The following is a 22,942-nucleotide window of genomic DNA, read 5'->3' on the forward strand; positions in this document are numbered from 1 at the left end:
TTTCAATCTGACTATCAGATAATTCTTTCATATTTTAACCTTCTAAAAATCCTTACACTTAAATCTTTTTATGCCTTTTATCACATCAAAATCGCTGTCTTCGCTGATTATACCTTTGAGTTTGTTATTTACAACCACGGCTGCATGGATTGCATCTCTCGAAACAAGGGATGGATACTTATCCATAAAAGAAATCGCTGAAGAAATCTCATTCTTTGATACAGGGAAAGGGTTAGGGAAGATATCAAGGAGATACCGGCATGCGGCAATGCCTTTAACTCTCTCATTTCTGTAAGTATAAACATAGAGGACTTCCTGCAAAACTTCAACATCTATATTGGCTGCAATCTCGCCTGAAGCTATTTTAGCAACAAGTCCTCTGCAAGGCTCTTTAAGAGGATGTCCCCTGCCAAGGGAATAGAGAATGATATTAGTGTCAATGAGCTTCAATTTCTCTTATGCGGGTTTTGGTTATCTTCTTTTTTTCTTCTGCCCACGATGATATATCTATCTCCATTTCTTTAGAGAAGAGTCTTTGAAATGCCTGTATTGCTGTTTTCTTCCTTGGTTTAACCATCTTTTCCCTCAATACGTCTCGCACTAATTGTCCCACTGATTCTCCCCGCTCCTTAGCTTCTCTTTGAATCTCTTTGTATTCATCAGGGTTGAGTAAGATTTCCAATCGCTTTGTAAGCATATATTACCTCCGTATATTTATACGGATATTATACGGTAGATATTTGTTTTTGTCAAAAATAAAAGAGAGAATTCTTGTAGGCTCTGAGTCAACAGGTTTAGTCTTAATACTCATCATACTTCTCCGCCTTCCCTTTAACAACCTCCGCTGGGTATTTCTTCTGGTTTATCTTTAATTTCTCTTCCGCCGCTTCTATAGGGTTAATCCCATACTTATTGGCAAGCTTCGTTAAATATATCATCACATCGCCAATCTCTTCTTTGAGTTTCTCTATCTTCTCCTGACTTAGCTTTTTACTCTGCTCCTCTGTCATCCATTGAAAGAGTTCTACAATCTCGGCAACCTCAACACTTAATGCCATTGCGAGATTCTTTGGTGAGTGAAACTGTTCCCAGTCTCTTTCCTTTGCAAAGGCTCTCAGTTTATGAATGAGTTCTTCCATATCTTCATTTTTCCCATAGAGATACTCCAGCCTTAACAGCCACGTTGGCCTGGGTCTTATCCAGCGTCCATAATGGGACATTTAAGCTTTTTGCTACCGCAATATAAGAAGAATCATAAAAGGGGATGTTGTATTTTCTGCTAATAAAAAATGCATGCTTTGCTTCTTCTTTGAAATCTTTATCATTATCATTAATTTTAAGTCTCCAGATCCTTTCTATAAGGCCTTCACCAATTTTTTCAGGGATATCCCTTCTCCTCCAGATAGCATTTGCAGCCTCAAATCTCCAGAATAAAGGGGCATGAATTTCTTGTACTGTCTCAAGGACGTTTTCAATATCTTCACTTCCTTCTTCAGCAAGAAAAAAAGCACATAATACACTCGCATCTACAACCAATTTATCCACTGTCCCTGATTTCTCTTATGATTTTAGCAGCAGTCCCCCTTGGCGCCCTTGGGACGTCCTTTAAAAGCTCTTTTATTTCTTTCACAAGCCTCTTTCGTTCTTCCATATTTATCCTGTCTTCGATAGCTTTACGTAAATAATCGCTCCAGTCTTCTGGAACTTCCTTCATCTTCTTTTTAATTTCCTCAGGCACTCTGACAGCTACTATTTTCATGGTTTTATTTTACTTTTTGTTTAACAAATTGTCAAACAATTATTTTAAAGATTTGGCTTCCTCTTATGCCACTCTGTACTCTGTTCATAGGCATATGCGACCTTCAGAATAGTCTCTTCGTCAAAGTGTTTCCCGATAAGCTGCATACCAATGGGAAGGTTATTCGATGTGAAACCGCATGGGATAGAGATTGCTGGAACACCTGCAAGGTTCACTGATATGGTGAATATGTCAGAGAGATACATCTGGAGCGGGTCTTCTGTCTTCTCTCCAAGTTTAAAGGCTGCTGTTGGTGAGGTGGGAGTTAATATTACATCAACATTATTAAATGCCTTCTCAAAATCCTGTTTTATTAGTGTCCTCACCTGCTGGGCCTTCCTGTAATATGCCTCATAGTAGCCTGAAGACAGGGCGTATGTCCCGAGCATTATCCTCCTCTTGACCTCAGCGCCGAATCCCTGCGCTCTTGTATTCATATACGTGTCCAGTAAATCTTTGCCCTCCGCCCTGAAGCCGTATTTAACGCCATCGTATCTGGCGAGGTTTGACGATGCCTCGGAAGTTGCGAGGATATAATAAGTTGCAATCGCATAATCTGTATGAGGGAGTGATACTTCAACAGGGATGGCGCCGAGGGATTCGAGCTTCTTTATCGCATCCCTGATAGAGCTTTCTACCTCACTGTCCATGCCTTCTACGAAGTACTCTTTTGGAATGCCTATCTTTATACCTTTTATATCCTTACCTATAACTGCTGTGAAATCAGGCACAGGAATTGGTGCTGATGTTGAATCAAGGGGGTCATGCCCTGAAATAATATTCATTAGTATTGCCGAATCCCTGACATCTTTTGTAATTGGCCCTATCTGGTCAAGGGAAGAGGCAAATGCAACGAGTCCATAACGTGATACCCTTCCGTATGTTGGCTTTAACCCCACAACACCGCAGAGTGCTGCAGGCTGTCTTATGGAGCCTCCTGTGTCTGAGCCTAATGCTGCAATACATTCACCCGCCGCAACTGCAGCAGCAGAGCCACCACTTGAGCCGCCTGGTATCCTTTCGAGATTCCAGGGGTTTTTTGTAGGGCCAAAAGCGGAATTTTCTGTGGACGAGCCCATAGCAAACTCATCGAGGTTGGTCTTACCGAGCAGGACATAACCGTGTTCTTTAAATCTTCGGGTCACAGTGCTTTCATAAGGCGGGACAAAGTGTCTGAGGATTTTTGATGAACAGGTGGTTCTTATACACTCTGTGCATATATTGTCCTTTATGGCCATTGGTATGCCGAGGAGGTCTCCTTTTGCGCCTTCTCTTATATTAGTCTCAGCCCATTTTGCCTGATTCATGGCATTATCTTTTGTGAGAGTTGTAAAAGCCTTTACCCTTTCCTCAACAGCCTCAATCCTTTTGAATAAGGCATTGGTTAACTCCAGTGGACTTATCTCACCGCTGTCAATGGCTGCCTTTGCCTCACTGAGGGTTAAATTATATAGCTCCAATGATTTCCTCCATTTCTCGCTTCCTGTCCCGATGCTTCGGGATTAAGTGTAAAATCTTTGTAACTTCAAACATTTTACAACTTTACCCCGTTAGAAAGGAAGCCCCTCACAACCACCAAATTGACCGATGCTTTATATATCTGTTATTTTAATTTATCTGCGAGAGTGGCGGAACTGGCAGACGCGTCCCGAATATTTTATATTATAGATATGGGCGAGTGGCGGAACTGGCAGACGCACGCGGCTTAGGACCGCGTGGGGTAACCCGTGGAGGTTCAAGTCCTCTCTCGCCCACCAGTCTTAACAAATGAAAAAATTAGTTCGGGATGGATAAAACCGTGGGGGTTCAACTCCCCCCTCTCGCACCATATAGGAAAAGTTAAAAGTGAAAGGTTGAGAGTAGGTGACTATGTATAAAAAAATCCTCTCTGCTGTAAACGAATCTTTAAACTCCGAGATTGCTGCCAGATATGCCCTTAATCTCGCAAAAACATGTAATGCGAAGCTTTATCTCTGTTTTGTTGCTGAAAAGGGGATTAAGCCTGAAGTATTCAGAAGGGCAGAGGAGGCCATGCAGAGGCTCTTCCTCGAGGCAGAGGAGATGGACATCAGGGTTGAGTCCATCACAGAGGAAGGAGACCCTGTTAAACGCATCTCTGATTTAGTCAAGAAAGAGGGGATAGACCTGGTGATGGCTGCTACGCGCAAAGAAGACATGGAGAAGAGATTCTATGTAAAAACAGTCTCAAGGAGGCTTGCACTTTCCCTTCCATGCTCTGTGGCTGTAATCAAAGTCACCCACACCGGAAGGATTCACCCTAAGAAAATCCTTGTCCCCATGAGAGCAGCTATGGGTTATATCGAGGAGAGGGCATATTTTACAACAAGGCTTGCAAAGGCATTTGATGCAGATGTGGTTGTCTTTTATAACCCAAAGCCAATGACAAAATTCTTTCATGGCGAGATACACCTTACCCCTGTTGAGTGGGAAGCCCGCATACCAGAAGACATAAGCCATTTTATGGAACACCTTGATAAACACAGGATAGTACACGGAGGGAAGATAGTCCCTGGAAAGGCTGGCAGGGCTATTACAATTGAAGCCGCTGCAAAAAGGCATGACCTTATAATAATGGGTGCGAGCGAGCGGAGCCTTTTAAGCTCCTTTATAAAAGGCAATCCTGTTGAAGATGTCTTCAGGAACACGCCCTGCGACCTCATAATCCTCAAACCACGCCATGCGAATCCATAATATCCCCAGAGAAGAAGCTTTAAAAAAACTTGTAACAAAAGAAGATGGGCTGACAGATGAGGAGGCATTAAGGCGACTTCTTGAGTTCGGGCCTAATGAAATAAAAGAGATAAAGAAAAAACCTGTTTATCTGAGTTTCCTAAGTCAGTTCACTCATTTCCTCGCTGTGCTCCTCTGGATTGCTTCAGGCCTTGCCTTCTTATCAGAATACCTCCGTCCGGGCGAAGGCATGCTCACACTCGGTATGGCTATTGTGGCTGTAATCTTCATAAACGCCATCTTTACATTCATCCAGGAATACAGGGCTGAGCGTGCACTCGAAGCGCTGAAAAGGCTTCTGCCTTTCTATGTAAAAGTCATCAGAAACGGCAAAGAGAAGGCAATACCAGCGAGGGATATTGTTCCAGGGGATGTGATTTTACTTTCTGAGGGAGACAACGTCCCTGCTGATTCAAGGCTTCTTTTTTCAGCAGGACTTATGGTAAATAATGCCTCTCTCACAGGAGAATCAGAGCCGGTTCCGAGAAGCCCTGATGTATTCGATGGTGAATTTATGGAGAGCCCTAACATAACCTTTGCAGGCACAACTGTTGTCTCAGGTTCAGGCAGGGCTGTTGTCTTTGCAACAGGAATGAGCACAGAGTTCGGGCACATCGCACACCTGACAAGCGCTGTTGAGCCAGGGCTGAGCCCGCTTCAGAAAGAGATAGTAAAGGTCACGAGGATTGTGGCTGCAATTGCTGTTGCAATGGGCGTGCTCTTCTTTGCAACAGGTCATTTAATTGGAAGGTCTTTCTGGGAGAATTTCCTGTTTGCAGTTGGGATAATCGTTGCCAATGTCCCTGAAGGGCTCCTTCCAACAGTCACGCTTTCTCTCGCAATGGGCAGCCAGAGGATGGCAAAGAGGAAGGCACTTATAAAAACTCTCACTTCTGTTGAAGCCCTCGGCTCTGTGACTGTCATCTGCACCGATAAGACAGGCACGCTTACCCAGAATAAGATGGCAGTTAGAAAGATATGGACAGCAGACAGTCAGCAGTCAACAGTCAACGGTCTGATAAAGATAGCGTATCTGTGTAACAATGCAAAATTTATTGATGGCCAATACAAAGGAGACCCTACAGAGACTGCTCTTCTTAAATATGCGAGGGAAAATATTGGAGATTTAAAGGCAGAGCGAATATTAGAAATACCCTTTGATTCTGAGAGAAAAAGGATGACGACAGTAAATAGAATCAGTAACGAGTTTGTAGTAACGAGTAACAAGTTAAATGAAAATAAATCAGAAGACTCGTCACTCGTCACTCGTGACTCGTTACTGGTTTTTACAAAGGGCGCCATGGAAAGCGTCCTTCCACTATGCAGCCATATCCTGATTAATGAAGAGAAAGTACCAATGGATGAGTCCTTCAGAGAAAAGGCAATGAATGCCTATCATTCATTGATGGATATGGGGTTGAGGGTGCTGTCCTTTGCATATAAGGAAATAGAATACCGTAATGCGTTATGCGTGAAGGGTGATGAGTTAAAAGAAAATCACTCGTCACTTGTCACTTGTCACTCGTCACTCGAAAAGGATTTGGTCTTTACAGGACTCATCGGTCTTGAAGACCCACCAAGGCCAGAAGTCCCTGATGCTATAAGAAAATGTCATGAGGCAGGAATAAAGGTGATAATGATCACAGGAGATGGAAGCAGGACAGCCCTCGCCATTGCGAGGGAGATAGGGCTTGTGAGAGGCAATCCAGTAGTGATAGAGGGACATGAGTTTGTGAGGATGAGTGATAGAGAACTCAGGGGAAAGCTCTCTGAAAAGGAGATAATATTCGCAAGGATGACTCCAAAGTACAAGATGAGGGTAGTCACAATCCTTAAGGAAGAGGGCGAGAGGGTTGCTGTTACAGGGGATGGTGTCAATGATGCTCCTGCATTGAAAAAGGCAGATATAGGGGTTGCAATGGGTATTGTAGGCACTGACGTTGCAAAGGAGGCAGCAGATATAGTGCTCCTCGATGATAATTTCGCAACTATAGTAAACGCTATTGAGGAAGGAAGGGCGATTTATGAGAACATAAGAAAATTCATCTCATACATCTTTTCATCGAACATCCCTGAAATTGTGCCTTACATAGCATATGCGATCTTCAAAATTCCTCTCCCCCTTACAATCATGCAGATACTTGCGGTTGACTTGGGCACTGATATGCTCCCTGCCCTTGCCCTCGGCGCTGAAAAACCCACAAAGGGGCTTATGAAACAGCCGCCGAGGGACCCAAAAGAGAGGCTTTTGAATTTAAAACTTTTAAGCCGGGCATACCTGTTCCTCGGCCCTATCGAGGCAGCAGCAGGGCTTTTCGGGTTTTTCTATGTGCTAAAGTCAGGCGGCTGGACATGGGGAGAGATGCTTCCGGCAAACAACATCCTCTACATGCAGGCTACCACAGCATGTCTTACTGCAATAATAATCACACAGGTAGCCAATGTCTTTGCCTGCCGCTCATTCAGAGAATCTATTTTCAGCCTTGGTTTTTTCTCAAACAGGCTGATATTCCTGGGCATAGCAACTGAACTCATACTGCAGTTATTTATCGTCTATCACCCAATCGGAAATAAGATATTCTCAACAGCACCAATTTCTCTGAGCATATGGCTTATCTTAATCCCATTTGCAGTGATTCTTTTTGCAGCAGAAGAGATAAGGAAATGTGCGGTGCATCCACCCCAAATTTAGAGATAGAACTAAAAAATACAGTAAAACTAACAAGGTAGATAGGGAAGGCTGGTGAAGAATTTCTATACGACACCTTATAAAAAAGAACTTTATGGATTTAACAAAAAACATTAAAACTAAAGGGCTAAAACAGAATATAAATAATCGGTCGATTATAGAAATTCTGAGACTGCCTTCCCTATCTCTATTTTTGGGAGCCATTAAGCTCTTGAAAAAATTTAAAAAAATGGGTAAAGTAAAAAATTACAAAACAGCAGCTAAAATGTTTCAAGGAAAAGGGATATGGAAGAACTGGATAAGCTCAGGAGGGAGATCGATGAGATCGATTCCGAAATACTCAAGCTTTTAAATAAAAGGGCACAGGTTGTTTTAAGTATCGGAAAGATAAAGCAGAATGATAAAGTTGGTTTTCATTCACCTGAAAGAGAACGTGAGATATTTGAAAGGTTAAGGAAGCTTAATCCCGGCCCATTTCCAAATGATGCCCTTAAAGCGGTATACAGAGAAATCCTGTCAGCCTCTCTTTATCTGGAACAGCCACTTAAAGTCGCTTACTTAGGGCCTGCTGCAACTTTTACACATCTTGCTGCCCTGAGGCAGTTTGGCTCATCAGCCCGGTATATTCCAGAAGTAAGCATAAGAGGGGTTTTCGAGGCTGTTAACAGAGCCAGGGCAGATTACGGTGTAGTACCAATAGAGAACTCCATTGAGGGGGTTGTCAGTTACACCCTCGATATGCTGATTGACTCCGAGCTGAAGATTGCCTCAGAGATAATGCTTGAGGTTTCGCATAACCTGCTGTCAAAATCAGGCAAGAAGCCGGATATAAAGCAGATATATTCCCATCCCCAGGCTACTGCACAGTGCAGAATCTGGCTTGAGGAAAACATACCTGGAATACCTATAATTGATGCCACAAGCACGGCAAATGCTGCAGAGCTTGCTGCCAGAGAGCCATCCTCAGCAGCTATTGCCAGCGAGCTTGCAGCAACAGTTTATGATCTCATGTTTGTTGAGAAGGGGATAGAGGACTACAGGGACAATTACACCCGATTTCTTGTGATAGCTAAAAGCTTCCCTTCGAGAACCGGACGGGATAAGACCGCAATAATGTTCTCTATAAAAGACAAGCCTGGCGCACTTTATGATATTCTCACGCCTTTCAAAAAGGCCAAGATAAATCTGACAAAGATAGAGTCAAGGCCATCCAAGAGAAAGGCATGGGAATATATATTCTTTGTGGATATGGCAGGCCACATCGAGGATGAGGTGGTAAAGAAAGCCATTGAAGAGATGAAAGAAGACTGTCTCTACCTTAAGATCCTCGGCTCATATCCGTCAGGAGAGTAATAGTAAATGCAAAATTAAGGATGCAATGATACAGGTACCAGAACACATAAGAACACTCAAGCCGTACATTCCAGGCAAGCCGATTGAAGAACTTGAGAGGGACGGGACTGCGGGGAGCTTCAATCCAGAACACAGATTGGGGATGCAATGATACAGGTACCAGAACACATAAGAACACTCAAGCCGTACATTCCAGGCAAGCCGATTGAAGAACTTGAGAGGGAGCTGGGGATTAAAGGCTCAATAAAGCTCGCATCCAATGAAAACCCCCTCGGTCCATCACCTTCTGCGCTAAAGGCTGTGAGTAAAAGCCTGAAGACCCTCAACCGATACCCTGATGGAAGCGGATATTACCTCAAAAAAGTTCTTTCGGAAAAATTGCAGGTTTCTCCTGAGGAGATAATTCTCGGCAATGGCTCCAACGAGATAATAGAAATAGCAGCAAGGACAGTTCTTTTACCAGGGGATGAAGCAATTATGGCCCATCCTTCTTTTGTCGTGTATCCGATGATTGTGCAGGCGATGGGTGGAAAAAGTATTGTGTTACCTCTGAAAGACTGGCGCCATGACCTGTATGCTATGGCATCTAAAATAACCGGAAAGACCAGGATAATCTTTATAGCAAATCCGAATAACCCGACAGGCACAATAAACACAAATGAAGAAATGGACACCTTCATGGGAAAAGTTCCTGATGGAGTGCTTGTTATTGTTGATGAAGCCTATTGCGAATATGTAGAGGCTCCTGATTATGCAGACAGCTTTAAGTATTTCAGACAGGGCAAAGATATATTGATACTCAGGACCTTTTCAAAGATTTATGGCCTGGCTGGCCTCAGGATTGGCTATGGTATTGCAAAGTCCTCATTAATCGAAGAGATGAATAAGATGCGCCAGCCCTTTAATACTAACTCCGCTGCTCAGAAAGCAGCCATCGCTGCATTATCCGACATTGAACATATCAGGAAATCCATGGAGATAAACAAAGAAGGAAAGGCATACCTGTATAAAGAACTTAAAGACCTGAAAATTGATTTTGTGCCGACAGAGGCAAACTTTGTGTATTTAATTTTTAAAGATATCAACTCTGCCGAGTTATATGAAAAGATGTTGAGATACGGTGTTATTGTCAGACCCGTAGGACCGAAAGAGATAAGAGTGACAATAGGATTGCCAGAGGAAAACAGACGTTTTATAGAGGCACTGAAAGAAGTAAGAAATGAGAAGTAAGAAGTGAGAAGTGAGAATAAGATTGGAGGAAACAATGGATATTATAGTACTTAAACCGAGTGCTACAGAAGAGGATCTCCGTCATATCATTAAGAAGCTTGAAAGTAAAGGTTTCAAGGCGAATATCTCAAAGGGCACAGAGAGGACGGTTATTGGGGTTATCGGGGATACATCAAAGATTACAGAAGAGGAAGAGGAAGCCCTTGAGGTTATGGCTGGCGTTGAAAAGGTTATGCGAATCCTCAAGCCATTCAAACTTGCGAGCAGGGACTTTAAACCCGAAGACACAACAATCGAAGTGGCAGGCAGGGTTATAGGAGGAAAGAAAATACATGTCATTGCAGGCCCTTGCGCTGTGGAGAACAGGACCATACTTTTGAGGATTGCAGAAGAGGTAAAGGCAGCGGGAGCTACGTTTATAAGGGGCGGCGCCTTTAAGCCGAGGACTTCTCCATACAGCTTTCAGGGTCTTGGTGAGGAAGGGCTTAAATACCTTGCAGAGGCAAGGGAAAAGACAGGGCTGCCGGTTGTTACAGAGCTTATGGATCCGAGGGATATAGATGTGGTCATTAAATACGCAGACATAATACAGATTGGCGCAAGGAATATGCAGAACTTCAGGCTGCTCACCGAGGTTGGCTCTTACAATAAGCCTGTGCTCCTCAAGAGAGGGCTTTCTGCGACAATCAAAGAGCTTCTTATGTCAGCCGAGTACATAATGGCAAAGGGAAACAGTAGCGTTATCCTGTGTGAAAGAGGGATAAGGACATTTGAGACTGCAACAAGGAATACTCTTGATTTAAGTGCAGTGCCAGTGCTGAAGGGACTCACACATCTGCCTGTTGTTGTTGACCCGAGCCATGGCGTTGGCAAATGGGACCTTGTGGCCCCAATGGCCAGGGCTTCCATTGCAGCAGGGGCTGATGGACTTCTAATTGAAGTGCATACGAATCCAGAGGAGGCCCTGTCTGATGGCGAGCAGTCCCTGAAGCCAAAGGCATTCAAAAATCTCATGGAGGAGCTAAGGGCTATTGCTAAGGCTATAGGAAGAGAGATATAAAGGCAGTGACGAGAGACAAGTGACGGGTGATGAGTAATGAACTTTTCTAAGGTTGCAATAATCGGATTAGGTCTTATTGGAGGCTCTTTTGCCATGTCCTTAAAGGCCTGTGGATTTAAGGGCAAAATTGTTGGTATAGGCAGGAGAGAAGAAAATCTTCGCAGGGCAAAAGAAAAAGGAATAATAGACGAATATTCTACTTTTCCATCAAAGGGTGTGAATGGTTCGGACTTAATCCTGCTTTCTACACCGGCAGGGCAGTTTTTTAAAATTGTAGAGGAGATTTCGCCTGTTATAAAGCGAGGGGCAATAGTCACAGATGTTGGGAGCGTAAAAGGGGCTCTGGTAAGGAGGCTTGAAGAATTAATGCCAGCAGGTGTGAGTTTTGTAGGCGGGCACCCTATTGCAGGAAAAGAGCTTTCAGGCATAGAGGCTGCCTCTGCCCATCTTTTCAAAGGGAAAATGTGTGTCATTACTCCTACACAAAAGACCGACAGGAATGCCTTAAAAAAAGTCATGTCACTCTGGCAATCTCTCGGCTCAAACACAGTCACTATGAGCCCTGAAGAGCATGACCGGATTTTTGGCGCAGTGAGCCATCTGCCCCATGTTGTAGCATACGCCCTTGTGAATACAGTAATAGACTTAGATAAAAACATCCTGCCCTATAGCGGCCAGGGCTTCAGGGATATTACGAGGATTGCCCTGAGCCCCCCGGATCTCTGGAGGGATGTATGCAGATATAACACGGAGAATATATTAAATTTTATAGACTCTTTTGAATCAGCCATCTCTCTTATAAAAGACAAAATTAAAAACTCTCAGTGGGAAGCCCTCGAAGAGGAGTTTAAAAAAGCACAGACTGCAAGAAGCAACCTTGGAACGGATTAATATAAAAAATAAAGGGCATATAAAAGGAGAGCTGATTCCTCCACCTGATAAATCTATCTCCCACAGGGCTGTGATGTTTGCCTCCATTGCAGAAGGCAGAAGCATCATAAGGAACTGCCTTATGGCAGAAGACCCTATTAGCACAATGAATGCTATGAGGATGATGGGAGTGGAGATTGAGTTAGCAGAGGAGGAAGTTAAGAAGGTAAGAAGTTTAGAAGATAAGAGAGTCTCAACTTCTCATCTTCTCAACTTCACAACTTCTATCATTATTAACGGTAAAGGCCTGTATGGCCTTAAAGAGCCCTTTGATGTCATAAATTGCGGCAATTCAGGAACTACAATCAGACTTATATCAGGCATACTTGCAGGCAATTCGTTCTTCTCTGTTCTTACAGGTGACGACTCTTTAAAGCAGAGGCCAATGGCAAGGGTTATCAAACCGCTCAGAGAAATGGGTGCAGAGATATCAGCGAGAGATAATGATAGGTACCTGCCAATGGCCATAAAGGGTGGAAATCTCAAGGCAATAGATTACAGCATGCCTGTAGCGTCTGCTCAGGTAAAATCATGTCTGACCCTGGCAGGGCTATATGCAGATGGCACGACAACTATCACAGAGCCTTACAAATCCCGTGACCATACGGAGAGGATACTTAAGGCGATGGGGGCAGACATTGAAGTGGAGGGACTGACAATAAGGGTCAAGGGTCAAGGGTCAAGGGTCAAGGAATTAAGTCCAATTGATATTACTGCCCCTGCTGATTTTTCATCTGCAGCGTTTTTTATTGTAGCAGCGCTTATAGTCCCTGATTCAGAGATATTAATTAAGGGCGTTGGAATAAATCCAACGAGAACTGGGCTGCTAAATGTGATAAAGGATATGGGTGGAGTCGTTAAACTGGAAAACATCAGAGATGTTTCAGGAGAACCTGTTGCAGATATTTACTGCAAGACTACTGATAATCTCAGGGCTGTAAAAATAGGAAAAGAGATAATGCCTTCTTTGATAGATGAATTCCCAATCCTCTGCGTTCTTGCAACACAGGCAGAAGGAATTACAGAGATAAGGGGTGCTGAGGAGTTAAGGGTAAAGGAATCAGACAGGATAGCATCTATGGCAGGAGAGCTTAAAAAATTCGGTGTGGAGATTGATGAACTTGAGGATGGGCTGATTGTTAAAGGTAGAGGAAAACTTAAAGGTGCTACTGTACAGAGCCATGGCGACCACAGGGTTGCAATGTCCATGGCCATTGCAGGCCTTGTGGCTGATGGTGAAACGACTATCGAGGACACAGCATGTGTGAATACATCTTATCCAGGGTTTATGGAAACCCTGGATAAATTAAGAAGTGAGAAGTGAACCCAAATGGTGCAATTAACCACAGAGACGCAGAGACACAGAGAAGTAAGAAGTAAGAAGTGAGAAGTGCAGTCATAACTTCCCATTTCCTATTTTTCATTTCCCAATTTATAACTCTGGGTCTCTGTGCCTCAGTGGTTTTCTTAATGCGTGATAAATAAGAAGTGAGAATTTTCAGATGAAAGACGTTATCACAATAGATGGCCCTTCTGGGGCAGGTAAAAGCACTGTATCGAGGCTTCTTGCAAAGAGGCTTGGTTATAATTACCTCGATACAGGTGCCCTGTACAGGGCAGTGGCCTGGAAAATAAGGAAAGAGGGCATAGACCCTGCGGATGAGAAACGTCTAAAAGAGATTTTAACTGCGATTAAAATAAACTTCAATGGAGACAGGATTACAGTGAATGGCCAGGACGTGACGACTGATATAAGAAGCCCTGAGATAGGAGAACTTTCCTCCAAGGTTTCAGCCATTCCTGCTGTCAGACAGATGCTTTTTGGTTTACAGAGGGAGATAGGGCTTAAGGGGAGAGTGGTCATTGAAGGGAGGGACATTGGCACTGTTATCTTCCCTGAAGCAAAAAACAAATTTTTTCTTGATGCCAGCCCTGAAGAAAGGGGCAAAAGAAGGTACATGGAGCTTAAAAAGAACGGGGTTGAAATAAACTTGAAAGATACAATTGAAGACATTAAGAAGAGAGATTATAGAGACTCTACAAGGCAGTATTCTCCTTTGAAAAAAGCCGAAGATGCAGTTTATATAGATACAAGTAATCTTGATATAGAGGGAGTAATTGCAAAAATAATGGAGGCTTTAGAGAAAGACCCTTGAACTTCATTTATAGAATTGTCGTCATCATTATAAGAATTATTTTTAGGTTAAATGGAGGACTGGAGATCGAAGGCAAAGAAAATATACCAGGTGAAGGTGGATTGATTGTGGCTTCTAATCATGTAAGCTATCTGGATCCGCCACTTATAGGAGCTGCAATGCATAGAAGGGCTACTTTCATGGCAAGAAAAGGGCTCTTTAAAGTACCTGTGCTTGGATGCTTTATAAAGCACTTTGCTATTCCTGTAAAAAGGGGTGGGCATGGTGGTGTATCGAGCATAAAGGAGGCAATAGAAAGGCTGAAGAGGGGAGGACTTCTTGTCATATTTCCAGAGGGCATGAGGAGTGCTCACGGCGAACTTCTTGAGGCCAAAAGAGGCATTGGTATGCTTGTGTCAATGAGCAATGCCCCTGTGGTGCCAGCTTTTATTGCAGGCTCGGATAAGGCCCTGCCAGTAGGAGCGCGATGGATAAAAAGGGCCAGGATAACAGTGACGTTTGGTAAACCTTTGTATTTTTCATTGAATAAAAGTCGATACGACTCGATTCCGAGAGGCAGAGAAGAATACGACAATATAAGCAAGGAAGTAATGAATGCGATAAGAGGGTTAAAGGTCTACGACTCGTAGAGATAAATGCAGATAATAGTTGCCAAAAGAGCGGGCTTTTGCTTTGGTGTAAAGAGGGCCTTAGATATGGCCTTTAATGTAGCCAGAGAGTCAAAAGAGGGTGTTTTTACTTTTGGCCCTATAATTCACAATCCGCAGGTCGTTGAGGAGCTTTCTCAAAAAGGGGTAAGGGCTATTGATGTTGTGGACTCCCCTGAGATAAAGGTGCTTATTATAAGGACTCATGGTGTGTCGCCGAGGATTTATGAGGAAACCCAAAAAAGAGATTATAAGGTAATAGATGCTACATGCCCTTTTGTGAAGAAAGCCCAGTATTATGCTAAAACCCTTAAAGACGAAGGCTATAAGATACTTATACTCGGAGACAGAAATCACCCTGAGGTTCAGGGGCTGCTGGGTTTTGCCGGTGATAATGTTATTATTATAGGTGGTGATGAAGCCATGCCGCACCTTGAAGGAAGAGTTGGTATAATCGTGCAGACCACCCAGCCGCTTGATGCATTAAAAAGAATTGTCTGCCATTTGCTCGGCTCAGTGAGGGAAATAAAGGTTTATAATACTATCTGTGATTCAACTGCCTTGAGACTTGAAGAGACAAAAGAGCTTGCAAAGGCCGTTGACCTTATGCTTGTTATTGGTGGTAAAAATAGTGCAAACACAACTCAGCTTGCCAGACTTTGCAGGGAGCTGGGTGTTAAGATATATCACATAGAGACAGCGGAGGAGCTCGACAATGGTTGGTTTGATGGGGTTGAGAAAGTTGGCATAACAGGAGGGGCATCAACCCCTCAGTGGATTATTGACGATGTGATAAAAAAGCTTAAGGAAATTTCTCTCAGGAGGTAATATAATAGAACATGGAATTACAAAGGGAAGAACTGGAAAAGCTTTATGCCGAGACCTTTCACAGGCTCGAAGAAGGTAAAATCTTGTGTGGAAGGGTGCTCCAGGTGAAGCATGAGGGAGTGATAGTTGATATAGGCTATAAATGCGAAGGCTTTGTGCCAGCAGAGGAATTCTCTGAAGAAGAACTTTCTAAAATCAAGCCTGGAGCTGAGATAGAGGTTTACGTAGTAGATATAAACGACTCAGAGGGCATTGTAATTGTCTCGAAGGATAAGGCATCCAAGATAAAGACCTGGGATGTTTTAGAGGATGCTTATGAGAAGGGCTCACAGATAGATGGCAAAATTATTGGTAAGGTCAAGGGAGGTTTGACAGTTGATGTATCAGGTGTGAAGGCATTTCTCCCGGGCTCCCAGATAGACCTGAGGGTTTCCAGAGATATTGACCAGCTTATAGGCCAGACCCTTCCACTCAAAGTAATAAAAGTAAATCACAAGAGATCTAATGTCATTGTATCGAGAAGGGTTTTGCTTGAAGAAGAACGCAAAAAAATAAGGGAAAAAACCCTTTCAAGGCTTAAGGAAGGAGCTATTGTGGAAGGTGTTATAAAAAATCTTACAGACTATGGAGCCTTTATTGACCTTGGGGGAGTTGACGGACTTTTACACATATCAGACATGTCATGGGGCAGGATAAGCCATCCTGGTGAACTTTTCAGCATAGGGGAGACGGTTGAGGTGGTTATCCTCAAGTTTGACAGTGAGACAGGAAAAGTAACACTCGGCTATAAACAGAAAAGGCCTGATCCATGGGAAACCGCTGACGAGAAATATGCCCCTGGCAAGAAAATAACAGGAAGGGCTATAAGCCTTACTGATTATGGCATCTTTGTAGCGATCGAAGAGGGGCTTGAAGGGCTTATCCATGTTACAGAGATAGACTGGACAGAAAAAGTTAAAAAGCCATCCAAATATTTCTCCATTGGCGATACTGTAGATGCAGTAGTCCTTAAGGTTGATAAGACTGAAAGGAAGATATCCCTTAGCATAAAACAGCTCAAGCCAAGCCCGTGGGAAGTAATTGGCCAGAAATACAAGATTGGCCAGCAAGTAACAGGCAGGGTGAGGAGTTTTACAGATTTCGGGGCATTCGTTGGTCTCGAGGAGGGTGTTGATGCCCTTCTTCACGTATCTGATATGTCGTGGACAAAACACATAAAACACCCATCAGAACTCCTCAGAAAGGGCCAGAAAATAGATGCTGTGGTGCTAAGCATTGAACCTGAAAAAGGCAGAATGGCCCTTGGCTTGAAACAGCTTACTCCAGACCCATGGATTGAGGAGATTCCGAATAAATTTAAACCCGATGATAAAATAAATGGTAAAATAATTAAGATTGCAGATTTTGGACTTTTTGTGGAACTTGAAGGAGGCGTTGAGGGTCTTATATACTCTTCAGAAATTGAAAAAGACGGAAAAACTCTACATGAAAAATTAGAGGAACATTTTAAAATTGGAGATGAAATTACGGCAAAGATAATCAAGGTTGATACTACTGAGAGAAAAATCGGGCTCAGCATGAAAATGCACAGCGCATGAAAAATAATTCCTTAACACAGGGAGGATAGAGGCATGAAAAAAGCCTGCCTGTTTTTTCTTGGTTTTATAGTATTGCTGATTATTATCAGCGTTATTATTGCCTTTACCCGCAGGGTGCCGCTTACTGACAGGGTGGCCCTCATAAGGGTTGAAGGAGTAATCCTCGATTCTAAGGCCGTCATCGACGAGTTGAAGGAATATTCCAGGGATTCATCGATAAAGGCTATTGTCTTAAGGGTTGACAGCCCTGGAGGCGGAGTTGCACCTTCGCAGGAGATATATGAGGAGGTGAAAAAAGCAAAGACGAAAAAGAAGATTGTGGTTTCCATGGGCTCTGTAGCAGCGTCCGGAGGCTATTATGTTGCATGCCCTGCTGATAAGATTGTCGCCAATCCAGGAACACTTACAGGTTCGATAGGGGTTATAATGGAGATACCCAATTTTGAGGGGCTTATGAAGAAGATCGGTGTGAAGACAGAAGTTATAAAGAGCGGCAGACATAAAGACATTGCCTCGGTTTTCAGGTCCATGTCCCCGGAGGAGAGAGATATACTTCAGTCAGTTCTCGATGATGTCCACGACCAGTTCATAAAGGCTGTGGCTGAGGGAAGAAATATGAAATTTGATTATGTCAGGTCACTGGCCGATGGCCGCATCTTTACAGGCAATAAAGCCAAAGAGTTCGGCCTTGTGGATGAGATAGGCAATCTCGAAGACGCTATCCTCCTGGCCGCTGAACTTAGCGGCATAAAAGGGGAACCGGAAGTCGTATCAAAGAAGGAAAAATTCAATATTTTTGAGCTTCTTAGAGGAAGGTTTCCCAAAGACCTGAGCGAGATCTTTCCAACTATTAAACTAAAATACATCCTTACACCTTAAGGAGGCTTTTATGACAAAGGCGGCTCTTATCGAAAAAGTATCAGAAAAGGTTGGAAGTCTGACTAAAAAGCAGACAGAGGTTGTTGTAGAGGCAATCTTTGATAGCATCAAAGAAGCACTTGCAAAGGGAGAAAAGGTTGAAATAAGGGGTTTTGGCAATTTCAGGCTCCGCCACAGGAGATTCAGAAAGGCAAGAAATCCAAAAACAGGCGCCTCAGTTGAAGTTCCACCAAAAAGGGTTCCTTATTTCAAGGTTGGCAAAGAGCTTAAGGAGATGGTGGATAGGTGAATGGGCGGGTAGCTCAGTCGGGAGAGCGCTGCCCTTACAAGGCAGAGGTCACAGGTTCGATCCCTGTTCCGCCTACCATGCTAATTTTGCTTCGCAAAATTAGCAGTTATAAGTCTTAAGTCGTAAGTTGTAAGAAAAAATCTTGCGATACAAAGAATTAAAAGTTTGGCAGAAGGCTCACAACAATGCACTGAAGGCTATTGAACTTTACAAAAATATTGATAGTAAAAAATTTGATAATATTTTTAAACAATTTATTAGCTCTATAACATCAATTAGTGCTAATATTGCAGAAGGGAGTGGAGGTTTTAAAGATAAAGAGTTTGTAAGATTTTTAAATATTGCCCTTCGTTCAGCGTATGAAGCAGATAATTGGATAAGTTTAATAAAAGATTCAAAAATAATTGAGAATAAAGGTTGTAATAAAATTGAAATTATAGAGGCTCAAAATGAAGAAATCGTAAAAATGCTCGTAAAGCTTATTCAGAGCCAAACAAATCCTTAAAACTTACGACTTAAGACTGTTTTTCTGGGGTGGTAGTTCAGTTGGTTAGAACGCCGGCCTGTCACGTCGGAGGTCGCGGGTTCGAGCCCCGTCCACCCCGCCATGAATGGTCAAAAGACGAAATTCCTGATAAGGGAATTCCGTCTTTTCTGTTTTATGGAATATCTACAGCTATGAAAGTGTTTCAAGAATCGGAGGTTTTTGTGTATAATTTGTTAAACCAGGTTAAATAGTCCAAAAGTTTCCCCTTTAATCTTTAAAGAAAGGAGCTGGAGATATGAAAAAAGTTTTAATAATGTTTGGAGTTATAATCGCAATTTTTGTGATTGTGGTTGTTTCGTTTGTGGGTATTTATAATAGCTTGGTGCAGTCGCAGGAGCAGGTTAATTCAGCCTGGGCACAGGTTGAGAATGTTTATCAAAGGAGGGCTGACCTGGTTCCTAATCTTGTAGAGACTGTTAAAGGATATGCCTCGCATGAGAAGATCACATTCTTGACCGTGACCGAAGCGAGGGGTAAGGCCATAGCTGCTTCAAAGAATATCACTGTTGATGATTTAGATGATCAGGCAAAGATTCAGGCCTTTCAGGAGGCGCAGGCACAGTTAAGCGGGGCTTTGAGCCGCCTGCTGTTAATCGTAGAAAATTATCCCGACCTAAAAGCCAGCCAGAATTTTTTAGCGCTGCAGAGCCAATTAGAAGGTACGGAAAACCGTATCGCTGTTGAGCGCAGGCGTTTTAACGAAGCGGCTCGAGCTTACAACGCTCAGATACGCCAGATGCCAGCTAATATAATTGCTGGTATGTTCGGGTTTAAGGCCAAGGCCTATTTTAGGGCCGAGGAAGGTTCCGAAGTTGCTCCAAAAGTTAAATTTTAGGTATGTTTAAAAAAATAAGCATATTATTAGTAGTAATTTTTTGTCTTCCCGGGGCTGCATTTTGTTTGGATATCCCGAGGGCGCAGAATGCTTATATAAATGATTATGCCGGGTTGCTTTCTTCTTCTGTCGCAACAGATTTAAATAATACACTTTATAATTATGAGCAGCAGACGTCTAACCAAGTAGTGGTTGCGGTTTTTGATAGTCTGGGTTCAGAGAGTCTTGAAGATTTTTCTATAAGATTAGCGCAGCAGTGGAAGATAGGGCAAAAGGGAAGAGACAACGGAGTGATACTTTTAATTTTTAAAACCGACCGCAAGATTCGCATTGAAGTCGGGTACGGTTTAGAAGGATATTTGACTGATGCTGTAAGCAGTTCGATTATCCGTAATGAAATTGTTCCTTATTTTCAAAAAGGCGATTACGACAATGGAGTTTTATCAGGGGTTAAGGCAATCATTGCTGCTACAAAAGGCGCATATAAAGCAAAATCTAATCCGAAAAAAAGCAGCGATAATTGGTTGGGTTTAATAATATTAATTTCGCCTATTTTGATTCTCCTTCATTTTTTACTTCGTACCAGAGCCTGGACTGTTAGCTCGCGTGGACACCGAACCTATCACGGTGGATTTTTCGGAGGAGGATTTGGTGGAGGCATTTCTGGCGGTGACGGCGGTGGCAGTGGTGGATTTGGTGGAGGAGGCGGCGGAGGATTTGGCGGCGGTGGCTCCAGTGGAGATTGGTAATGGAAAAAAGAAAACTTCATCCCAAGAAATTTTTTACAGACAGCGAGAAACAAAAAATAGTAGAGGCCATACAAATGGCAGAAAAAGAGACTTCCGGTGAAATTCGACTCCACGTTGAAAGCAGATGTAAGACTGATGTGCTGGAGCGCGCCAAAGTCATATTCTTAAAGCTAACGATGCATCAGACCAAACTGCATAACAGCGTTCTTATTTATCTTGCCCTTAAGGATAGGAAATTCGCCATCTTAGGAGATGAAGGAATCCATAGCTATGTCAAAGATGAATTCTGGCAGGGACTTAAAGAAATGGTTCAGGAATATTTTAAAAAAGAAGACTTCTTAGGCGGGTTGGTTTTTGCTATTGAGTCTATAGGGCACAGATTAAAGACCCATTTCCCTTATCGGTCAGAGGACATAAACGAACTTCCTGACGACATATCTACGGGCAAGTAATTTACGAGCTTGTTGCCGAACGGGAAAAGAGGGGAAAAGGGGTCGAGGGTTTAATACAGGTTAGAGATTGGAATTATTGAAGATTTACAGTAGAAATACCGCATAATGTCTCAAAGGTGAGCGGCTGCTACTCTTTTTCTTCAATTATCTTTGGTTCGTCTTTCTCGTCTGTTGTTGCGTCCTTTTTTAGACGCCGCTGTCTCTTTTCTTCCTGTTTTTTTTGTCGCAATAATTCCTTTTTTCTCTTCTCGCTCTTATATGCTCCAGCTCTTGCCAAAGGTCCTCCTCTCAGTGAAATTTGTCTTTATGCTTGTCTACGCTTTGTTATACTTTATCGCGATGTCATACTCAATACTTGCATGGTCAGAAGAATGGGTATCGGTTTTTCCACGACAAACAAGAGCCCCCTTTTTCACCTTCTTATGGGTTTTAACCATGTCGGCAATTACAAAAGTCAGGTCGAAACCGCCCCCATCACAGCCTTTTATCATGCAATCCATCTTAAAATAGGCATAAGAGGCAGGGAAGATATTTACAGTACGCAGCATAAGAACAGGATTTGCTCCTTTCTGATAATATGTCATATGAATTACAATGCCTGAAACTTTAGGAAAGCGGTCCGAAACCAGACCGGCAGCAAACCTGCTTTGCCTTTTTAATGCCACCTTTGCAGCATAATTATTTCTTTTAGTCATTATTTCCTCTAAAATAAATATCCCCCCTGCAGTGCCGTAGCAGGGGGGATATTGTCAATTACAGCTTCACTACATTGATTGCCTTGGGGCCTTTCGGTCCCTTTTCAGTATCAAAGCTGACTGAGTCACCCTCGGCAAGGGACTTGAATCCATTGCTCTGGATGGAAGAATAGTGGACAAAAACATCACTGCCGTCTTCGCTTGTTATAAAGCCAAAACCCTTGGATTCATTGAACCACTTTACTGTTCCATTAGCCATTTCTTTTTACCTCCTTACTTACAAACTAAAGCCTCAGAAACTCCACCTTAATAAAAAAGGCCACAAAGCTAAAAGTCTTTGTGGCCTTACCAGTTCAAAAACTTCTGAAACTTTATACTTATAATGACACATTTGCCTATAAAAAATCAACCTGGCATTAAATAAAAATTAAGGCAGCGGCTGGATATTCTGAATTGCGCCTTTGACGATTTCTCTCACATTTACATCTGCATCATTTTCAGCAATTAAAAGAAAAGGCAGTGCGTCTCTATGATTTATGATGTCATGGACACACTGTATTACAATTATTACAGGTTCTTCAGGAAATTGTTCAGTATGTTTCTGTCCTTTTCAGTAATCTCAATGAACTCTATTCCAATATCATATCTTATATGGTGCTCCAGAGTTACCTGTGTGCAGTGTACAACCCTCCCTATTACCCTGATAATTTCCCCATCGAGGTGTATCTCCATTGGATATCTGGTTTCCTTTTCAAGGCCTGTATCTGATTCAATCAGCATGCCTCCGATGCTGAGCTTCTTTATCCTGTAATTCTGCGGGCAAGACAATTCTGCAATCTTGTCGGCCACGATTTTAAATCTTATCCCTGATAGCCTCCTCTCAAGACGCTCCAGTCTGTGTTCCTCGATGAACTTCATAAGAGTGTTTATTTTTTCATTCTGCTCTTCTGAGATTTGCATTCCTGCTCTGTATATGGGAATTGTTTCTCCTTTTTCATTTTTTTCCATGCCATAGAGAAAAGACCACATAACCGCACATTTAAGGCTTACTTTATTTCCTTTATACTCGAACCTCAGGATATATTCCCTGTTAATGTCCACCCTTCGTGTTGATTCAATAGCTACGCCACTTGTGCTGATATTTATTATCCTGACATTGGTGGCAAAAAGCAGATTCCCGGTAACGCCTTCTACTGCATATCTCGAATATTTCCTTTTTTCTATATATTTTTTTTCTTCCATGGCCTGGCCCTGACAATGATACAATCTATCAGGGTATATTGGCCTTGTCAAGACCAAATGCTGTGGTTCTTTCATTGTGGTAAAATAACTTTACATTTTTAAAAGGGGCTTAAGGAGAGATGGACTCAATTACCCATGGCATAGCCGGCGCTGTCATAGCCAAAGCAGGCTTTAGTAAGAGGCTTGGAAGGTCAGGCATCATTGCAGGAGTGAT

At 42.8% G+C, this 22,942-nt stretch carries 27 protein-coding genes and 3 tRNA genes; 20 read left to right on the forward strand and 10 right to left on the reverse strand.

Annotation, left to right across the window (positions count from 1 at the left end; all coding sequences use genetic code 11):
• Positions 1-42: 42 nt before the first annotated feature.
• The 6 genes from HZC12_01590 to gatA form a co-directional block, all read right to left on the reverse strand.
• Complete coding sequence (locus HZC12_01590) at positions 43-450, reverse strand: type II toxin-antitoxin system VapC family toxin (GenBank protein ID MBI5025423.1); 408 nt, start codon at positions 448-450, stop codon at positions 43-45.
• Positions 437-697: a ribbon-helix-helix protein, CopG family gene (locus HZC12_01595; GenBank protein ID MBI5025424.1), complete on the reverse strand. Its 261-nt coding sequence runs from the start codon at positions 695-697 to the stop codon at positions 437-439. The genes HZC12_01590 and HZC12_01595 overlap by 14 nt, the downstream gene beginning before the upstream one ends.
• Positions 698-800: 103 nt before the next feature.
• Positions 801-1,220 (reverse strand): nucleotide pyrophosphohydrolase, encoded by a 420-nt coding sequence (locus HZC12_01600; protein MBI5025425.1) that lies wholly within the window; start codon positions 1,218-1,220, stop codon positions 801-803.
• The gene (locus HZC12_01605) at positions 1,144-1,545 is read right to left on the reverse strand and encodes a type II toxin-antitoxin system VapC family toxin (GenBank protein MBI5025426.1); all 402 of its coding nucleotides are present in this window, start codon (positions 1,543-1,545) and stop codon (positions 1,144-1,146) included. Before HZC12_01605 ends, HZC12_01600 begins: the two co-directional genes overlap by 77 nt.
• A complete protein-coding gene (locus HZC12_01610) occupies positions 1,538-1,759 on the reverse strand; it encodes a hypothetical protein (protein MBI5025427.1) in 222 nt (73 codons plus the stop codon). The genes HZC12_01605 and HZC12_01610 overlap by 8 nt, the downstream gene beginning before the upstream one ends.
• A gap of 44 nt (positions 1,760-1,803) precedes the next feature.
• Positions 1,804-3,258: an Asp-tRNA(Asn)/Glu-tRNA(Gln) amidotransferase subunit GatA gene (gatA, locus tag HZC12_01615; GenBank protein MBI5025428.1), complete on the reverse strand. Its 1,455-nt coding sequence runs from the start codon at positions 3,256-3,258 to the stop codon at positions 1,804-1,806.
• Positions 3,259-3,470: 212 nt separating this feature from the next.
• Here gatA and HZC12_01620 point away from each other — a divergent pair.
• The 20 genes from HZC12_01620 to HZC12_01715 all read left to right on the forward strand — a co-directional run bounded on the left by HZC12_01620 (position 3,471) and on the right by HZC12_01715 (position 20,791).
• A tRNA-Leu gene (locus tag HZC12_01620) sits at positions 3,471-3,555 on the forward strand.
• A 112-nt stretch (positions 3,556-3,667) separates the two neighbouring features.
• On the forward strand, positions 3,668-4,510 hold the full coding sequence (locus tag HZC12_01625) for a universal stress protein (protein MBI5025429.1): 843 nt from the start codon (positions 3,668-3,670) through the stop codon (positions 4,508-4,510).
• Positions 4,497-7,241 (forward strand): cation-transporting P-type ATPase, encoded by a 2,745-nt coding sequence (locus tag HZC12_01630; GenBank protein ID MBI5025430.1) that lies wholly within the window; start codon positions 4,497-4,499, stop codon positions 7,239-7,241. Before HZC12_01625 ends, HZC12_01630 begins: the two co-directional genes overlap by 14 nt.
• 282 nt (positions 7,242-7,523) lie before the next feature.
• Positions 7,524-8,591: a prephenate dehydratase gene (gene pheA / locus HZC12_01635; GenBank protein MBI5025431.1), complete on the forward strand. Its 1,068-nt coding sequence runs from the start codon at positions 7,524-7,526 to the stop codon at positions 8,589-8,591.
• A 147-nt stretch (positions 8,592-8,738) separates the two neighbouring features.
• Entirely contained in the window at positions 8,739-9,821 is a 1,083-nt protein-coding gene (locus HZC12_01640; protein ID MBI5025432.1) for a histidinol-phosphate transaminase, read from the forward strand.
• Between the two features lie 34 nt (positions 9,822-9,855).
• The gene (gene aroF / locus HZC12_01645; protein ID MBI5025433.1) at positions 9,856-10,881 is read left to right on the forward strand and encodes a 3-deoxy-7-phosphoheptulonate synthase; all 1,026 of its coding nucleotides are present in this window, start codon (positions 9,856-9,858) and stop codon (positions 10,879-10,881) included.
• 36 nt (positions 10,882-10,917) lie between these two features.
• Positions 10,918-11,772, forward strand: coding sequence for a prephenate dehydrogenase/arogenate dehydrogenase family protein (locus tag HZC12_01650; GenBank protein ID MBI5025434.1), 855 nt, complete (start codon positions 10,918-10,920; stop codon positions 11,770-11,772).
• On the forward strand, positions 11,759-13,135 hold the full coding sequence (gene aroA / locus HZC12_01655) for a 3-phosphoshikimate 1-carboxyvinyltransferase (GenBank protein ID MBI5025435.1): 1,377 nt from the start codon (positions 11,759-11,761) through the stop codon (positions 13,133-13,135). Before HZC12_01650 ends, aroA begins: the two co-directional genes overlap by 14 nt.
• A 178-nt stretch (positions 13,136-13,313) precedes the next feature.
• Entirely contained in the window at positions 13,314-13,967 is a 654-nt protein-coding gene (locus tag HZC12_01660) for a (d)CMP kinase (GenBank protein MBI5025436.1), read from the forward strand.
• On the forward strand, positions 13,964-14,596 hold the full coding sequence (locus HZC12_01665; GenBank protein ID MBI5025437.1) for a 1-acyl-sn-glycerol-3-phosphate acyltransferase: 633 nt from the start codon (positions 13,964-13,966) through the stop codon (positions 14,594-14,596). Before HZC12_01660 ends, HZC12_01665 begins: the two co-directional genes overlap by 4 nt.
• Positions 14,597-14,602: 6 nt before the next feature.
• Complete coding sequence (gene ispH, locus HZC12_01670; GenBank protein ID MBI5025438.1) at positions 14,603-15,442, forward strand: 4-hydroxy-3-methylbut-2-enyl diphosphate reductase; 840 nt, start codon at positions 14,603-14,605, stop codon at positions 15,440-15,442.
• An 11-nt stretch (positions 15,443-15,453) separates the two neighbouring features.
• The gene (rpsA, locus tag HZC12_01675; protein MBI5025439.1) at positions 15,454-17,040 is read left to right on the forward strand and encodes a 30S ribosomal protein S1; all 1,587 of its coding nucleotides are present in this window, start codon (positions 15,454-15,456) and stop codon (positions 17,038-17,040) included.
• A 33-nt stretch (positions 17,041-17,073) separates the two neighbouring features.
• Positions 17,074-17,919 (forward strand): signal peptide peptidase SppA, encoded by an 846-nt coding sequence (sppA, locus tag HZC12_01680; protein ID MBI5025440.1) that lies wholly within the window; start codon positions 17,074-17,076, stop codon positions 17,917-17,919.
• Positions 17,920-17,929: 10 nt separating this feature from the next.
• Positions 17,930-18,208 (forward strand): integration host factor subunit beta, encoded by a 279-nt coding sequence (locus HZC12_01685; protein ID MBI5025441.1) that lies wholly within the window; start codon positions 17,930-17,932, stop codon positions 18,206-18,208.
• A gap of 2 nt (positions 18,209-18,210) precedes the next feature.
• A tRNA-Val gene (locus tag HZC12_01690) sits at positions 18,211-18,286 on the forward strand.
• Positions 18,287-18,350: 64 nt separating this feature from the next.
• Positions 18,351-18,713: a four helix bundle protein gene (locus HZC12_01695; protein MBI5025442.1), complete on the forward strand. Its 363-nt coding sequence runs from the start codon at positions 18,351-18,353 to the stop codon at positions 18,711-18,713.
• 26 nt (positions 18,714-18,739) lie between these two features.
• Positions 18,740-18,816, forward strand: a tRNA-Asp gene (locus HZC12_01700).
• Positions 18,817-18,990: 174 nt separating this feature from the next.
• A complete protein-coding gene (locus HZC12_01705; GenBank protein ID MBI5025443.1) occupies positions 18,991-19,590 on the forward strand; it encodes a LemA family protein in 600 nt (199 codons plus the stop codon).
• Positions 19,591-19,592: 2 nt separating this feature from the next.
• A complete protein-coding gene (locus HZC12_01710) occupies positions 19,593-20,339 on the forward strand; it encodes a TPM domain-containing protein (GenBank protein MBI5025444.1) in 747 nt (248 codons plus the stop codon).
• A complete protein-coding gene (locus tag HZC12_01715; protein ID MBI5025445.1) occupies positions 20,339-20,791 on the forward strand; it encodes a TPM domain-containing protein in 453 nt (150 codons plus the stop codon). The genes HZC12_01710 and HZC12_01715 overlap by 1 nt, the downstream gene beginning before the upstream one ends.
• A gap of 127 nt (positions 20,792-20,918) precedes the next feature.
• On the opposite strand, the gene HZC12_01720 is transcribed toward HZC12_01715, so the two are convergent.
• From HZC12_01720 to HZC12_01735, 4 genes are all read right to left on the reverse strand, one after another.
• Positions 20,919-21,068, reverse strand: a complete 150-nt coding sequence (locus HZC12_01720) for a hypothetical protein (GenBank protein MBI5025446.1) — start codon at positions 21,066-21,068, stop codon at positions 20,919-20,921.
• Between the two features lie 37 nt (positions 21,069-21,105).
• Positions 21,106-21,486: a hypothetical protein gene (locus HZC12_01725; GenBank protein MBI5025447.1), complete on the reverse strand. Its 381-nt coding sequence runs from the start codon at positions 21,484-21,486 to the stop codon at positions 21,106-21,108.
• 58 nt (positions 21,487-21,544) lie between these two features.
• A complete protein-coding gene (locus tag HZC12_01730) occupies positions 21,545-21,745 on the reverse strand; it encodes a cold-shock protein (GenBank protein ID MBI5025448.1) in 201 nt (66 codons plus the stop codon).
• 308 nt (positions 21,746-22,053) lie between these two features.
• The gene (locus HZC12_01735; GenBank protein MBI5025449.1) at positions 22,054-22,803 is read right to left on the reverse strand and encodes a PilZ domain-containing protein; all 750 of its coding nucleotides are present in this window, start codon (positions 22,801-22,803) and stop codon (positions 22,054-22,056) included.
• Positions 22,804-22,942: the final 139 nt, after the last annotated feature.

The sequence above is a fragment of the Nitrospirota bacterium genome (genome assembly GCA_016214385.1).
Taxonomy (GTDB): Bacteria; Nitrospirota; Thermodesulfovibrionia; order UBA6902; family JACROP01; genus JACROP01.

Bases quoted from the DNA above. Each gene is read 5' to 3' on its own strand.
- HZC12_01595 (MBI5025424.1), bottom strand. From the start codon at position 697: ATGCTTACAAAGCGATTGGAAATCTTACTCAACCCTGATGAATACAAA.
- HZC12_01730 (MBI5025448.1), bottom strand. From the start codon at position 21,745: ATGGCTAATGGAACAGTAAAGTGGTTCAATGAATCCAAGGGTTTTGGC.
- HZC12_01715 (MBI5025445.1), top strand. From the start codon at position 20,339: ATGGAAAAAAGAAAACTTCATCCCAAGAAATTTTTTACAGACAGCGAG.
- rpsA (MBI5025439.1), top strand. From the start codon at position 15,454: ATGGAATTACAAAGGGAAGAACTGGAAAAGCTTTATGCCGAGACCTTT.
- HZC12_01650 (MBI5025434.1), top strand. From the start codon at position 10,918: ATGAACTTTTCTAAGGTTGCAATAATCGGATTAGGTCTTATTGGAGGC.
- HZC12_01705 (MBI5025443.1), top strand. From the start codon at position 18,991: ATGAAAAAAGTTTTAATAATGTTTGGAGTTATAATCGCAATTTTTGTG.
- aroF (MBI5025433.1), top strand. From the start codon at position 9,856: ATGGATATTATAGTACTTAAACCGAGTGCTACAGAAGAGGATCTCCGT.
- HZC12_01625 (MBI5025429.1), top strand. From the start codon at position 3,668: ATGTATAAAAAAATCCTCTCTGCTGTAAACGAATCTTTAAACTCCGAG.
- HZC12_01710 (MBI5025444.1), top strand. From the start codon at position 19,593: ATGTTTAAAAAAATAAGCATATTATTAGTAGTAATTTTTTGTCTTCCC.
- HZC12_01685 (MBI5025441.1), top strand. From the start codon at position 17,930: ATGACAAAGGCGGCTCTTATCGAAAAAGTATCAGAAAAGGTTGGAAGT.
- HZC12_01600 (MBI5025425.1), bottom strand. From the start codon at position 1,220: ATGTCCCATTATGGACGCTGGATAAGACCCAGGCCAACGTGGCTGTTA.
- HZC12_01610 (MBI5025427.1), bottom strand. From the start codon at position 1,759: ATGAAAATAGTAGCTGTCAGAGTGCCTGAGGAAATTAAAAAGAAGATG.
- HZC12_01725 (MBI5025447.1), bottom strand. From the start codon at position 21,486: ATGACTAAAAGAAATAATTATGCTGCAAAGGTGGCATTAAAAAGGCAA.
- HZC12_01735 (MBI5025449.1), bottom strand. From the start codon at position 22,803: ATGAAAGAACCACAGCATTTGGTCTTGACAAGGCCAATATACCCTGAT.
- sppA (MBI5025440.1), top strand. From the start codon at position 17,074: ATGAAAAAAGCCTGCCTGTTTTTTCTTGGTTTTATAGTATTGCTGATT.
- pheA (MBI5025431.1), top strand. From the start codon at position 7,524: ATGGAAGAACTGGATAAGCTCAGGAGGGAGATCGATGAGATCGATTCC.
- HZC12_01640 (MBI5025432.1), top strand. From the start codon at position 8,739: ATGATACAGGTACCAGAACACATAAGAACACTCAAGCCGTACATTCCA.
- HZC12_01660 (MBI5025436.1), top strand. From the start codon at position 13,314: ATGAAAGACGTTATCACAATAGATGGCCCTTCTGGGGCAGGTAAAAGC.
- HZC12_01630 (MBI5025430.1), top strand. From the start codon at position 4,497: ATGCGAATCCATAATATCCCCAGAGAAGAAGCTTTAAAAAAACTTGTA.
- ispH (MBI5025438.1), top strand. From the start codon at position 14,603: ATGCAGATAATAGTTGCCAAAAGAGCGGGCTTTTGCTTTGGTGTAAAG.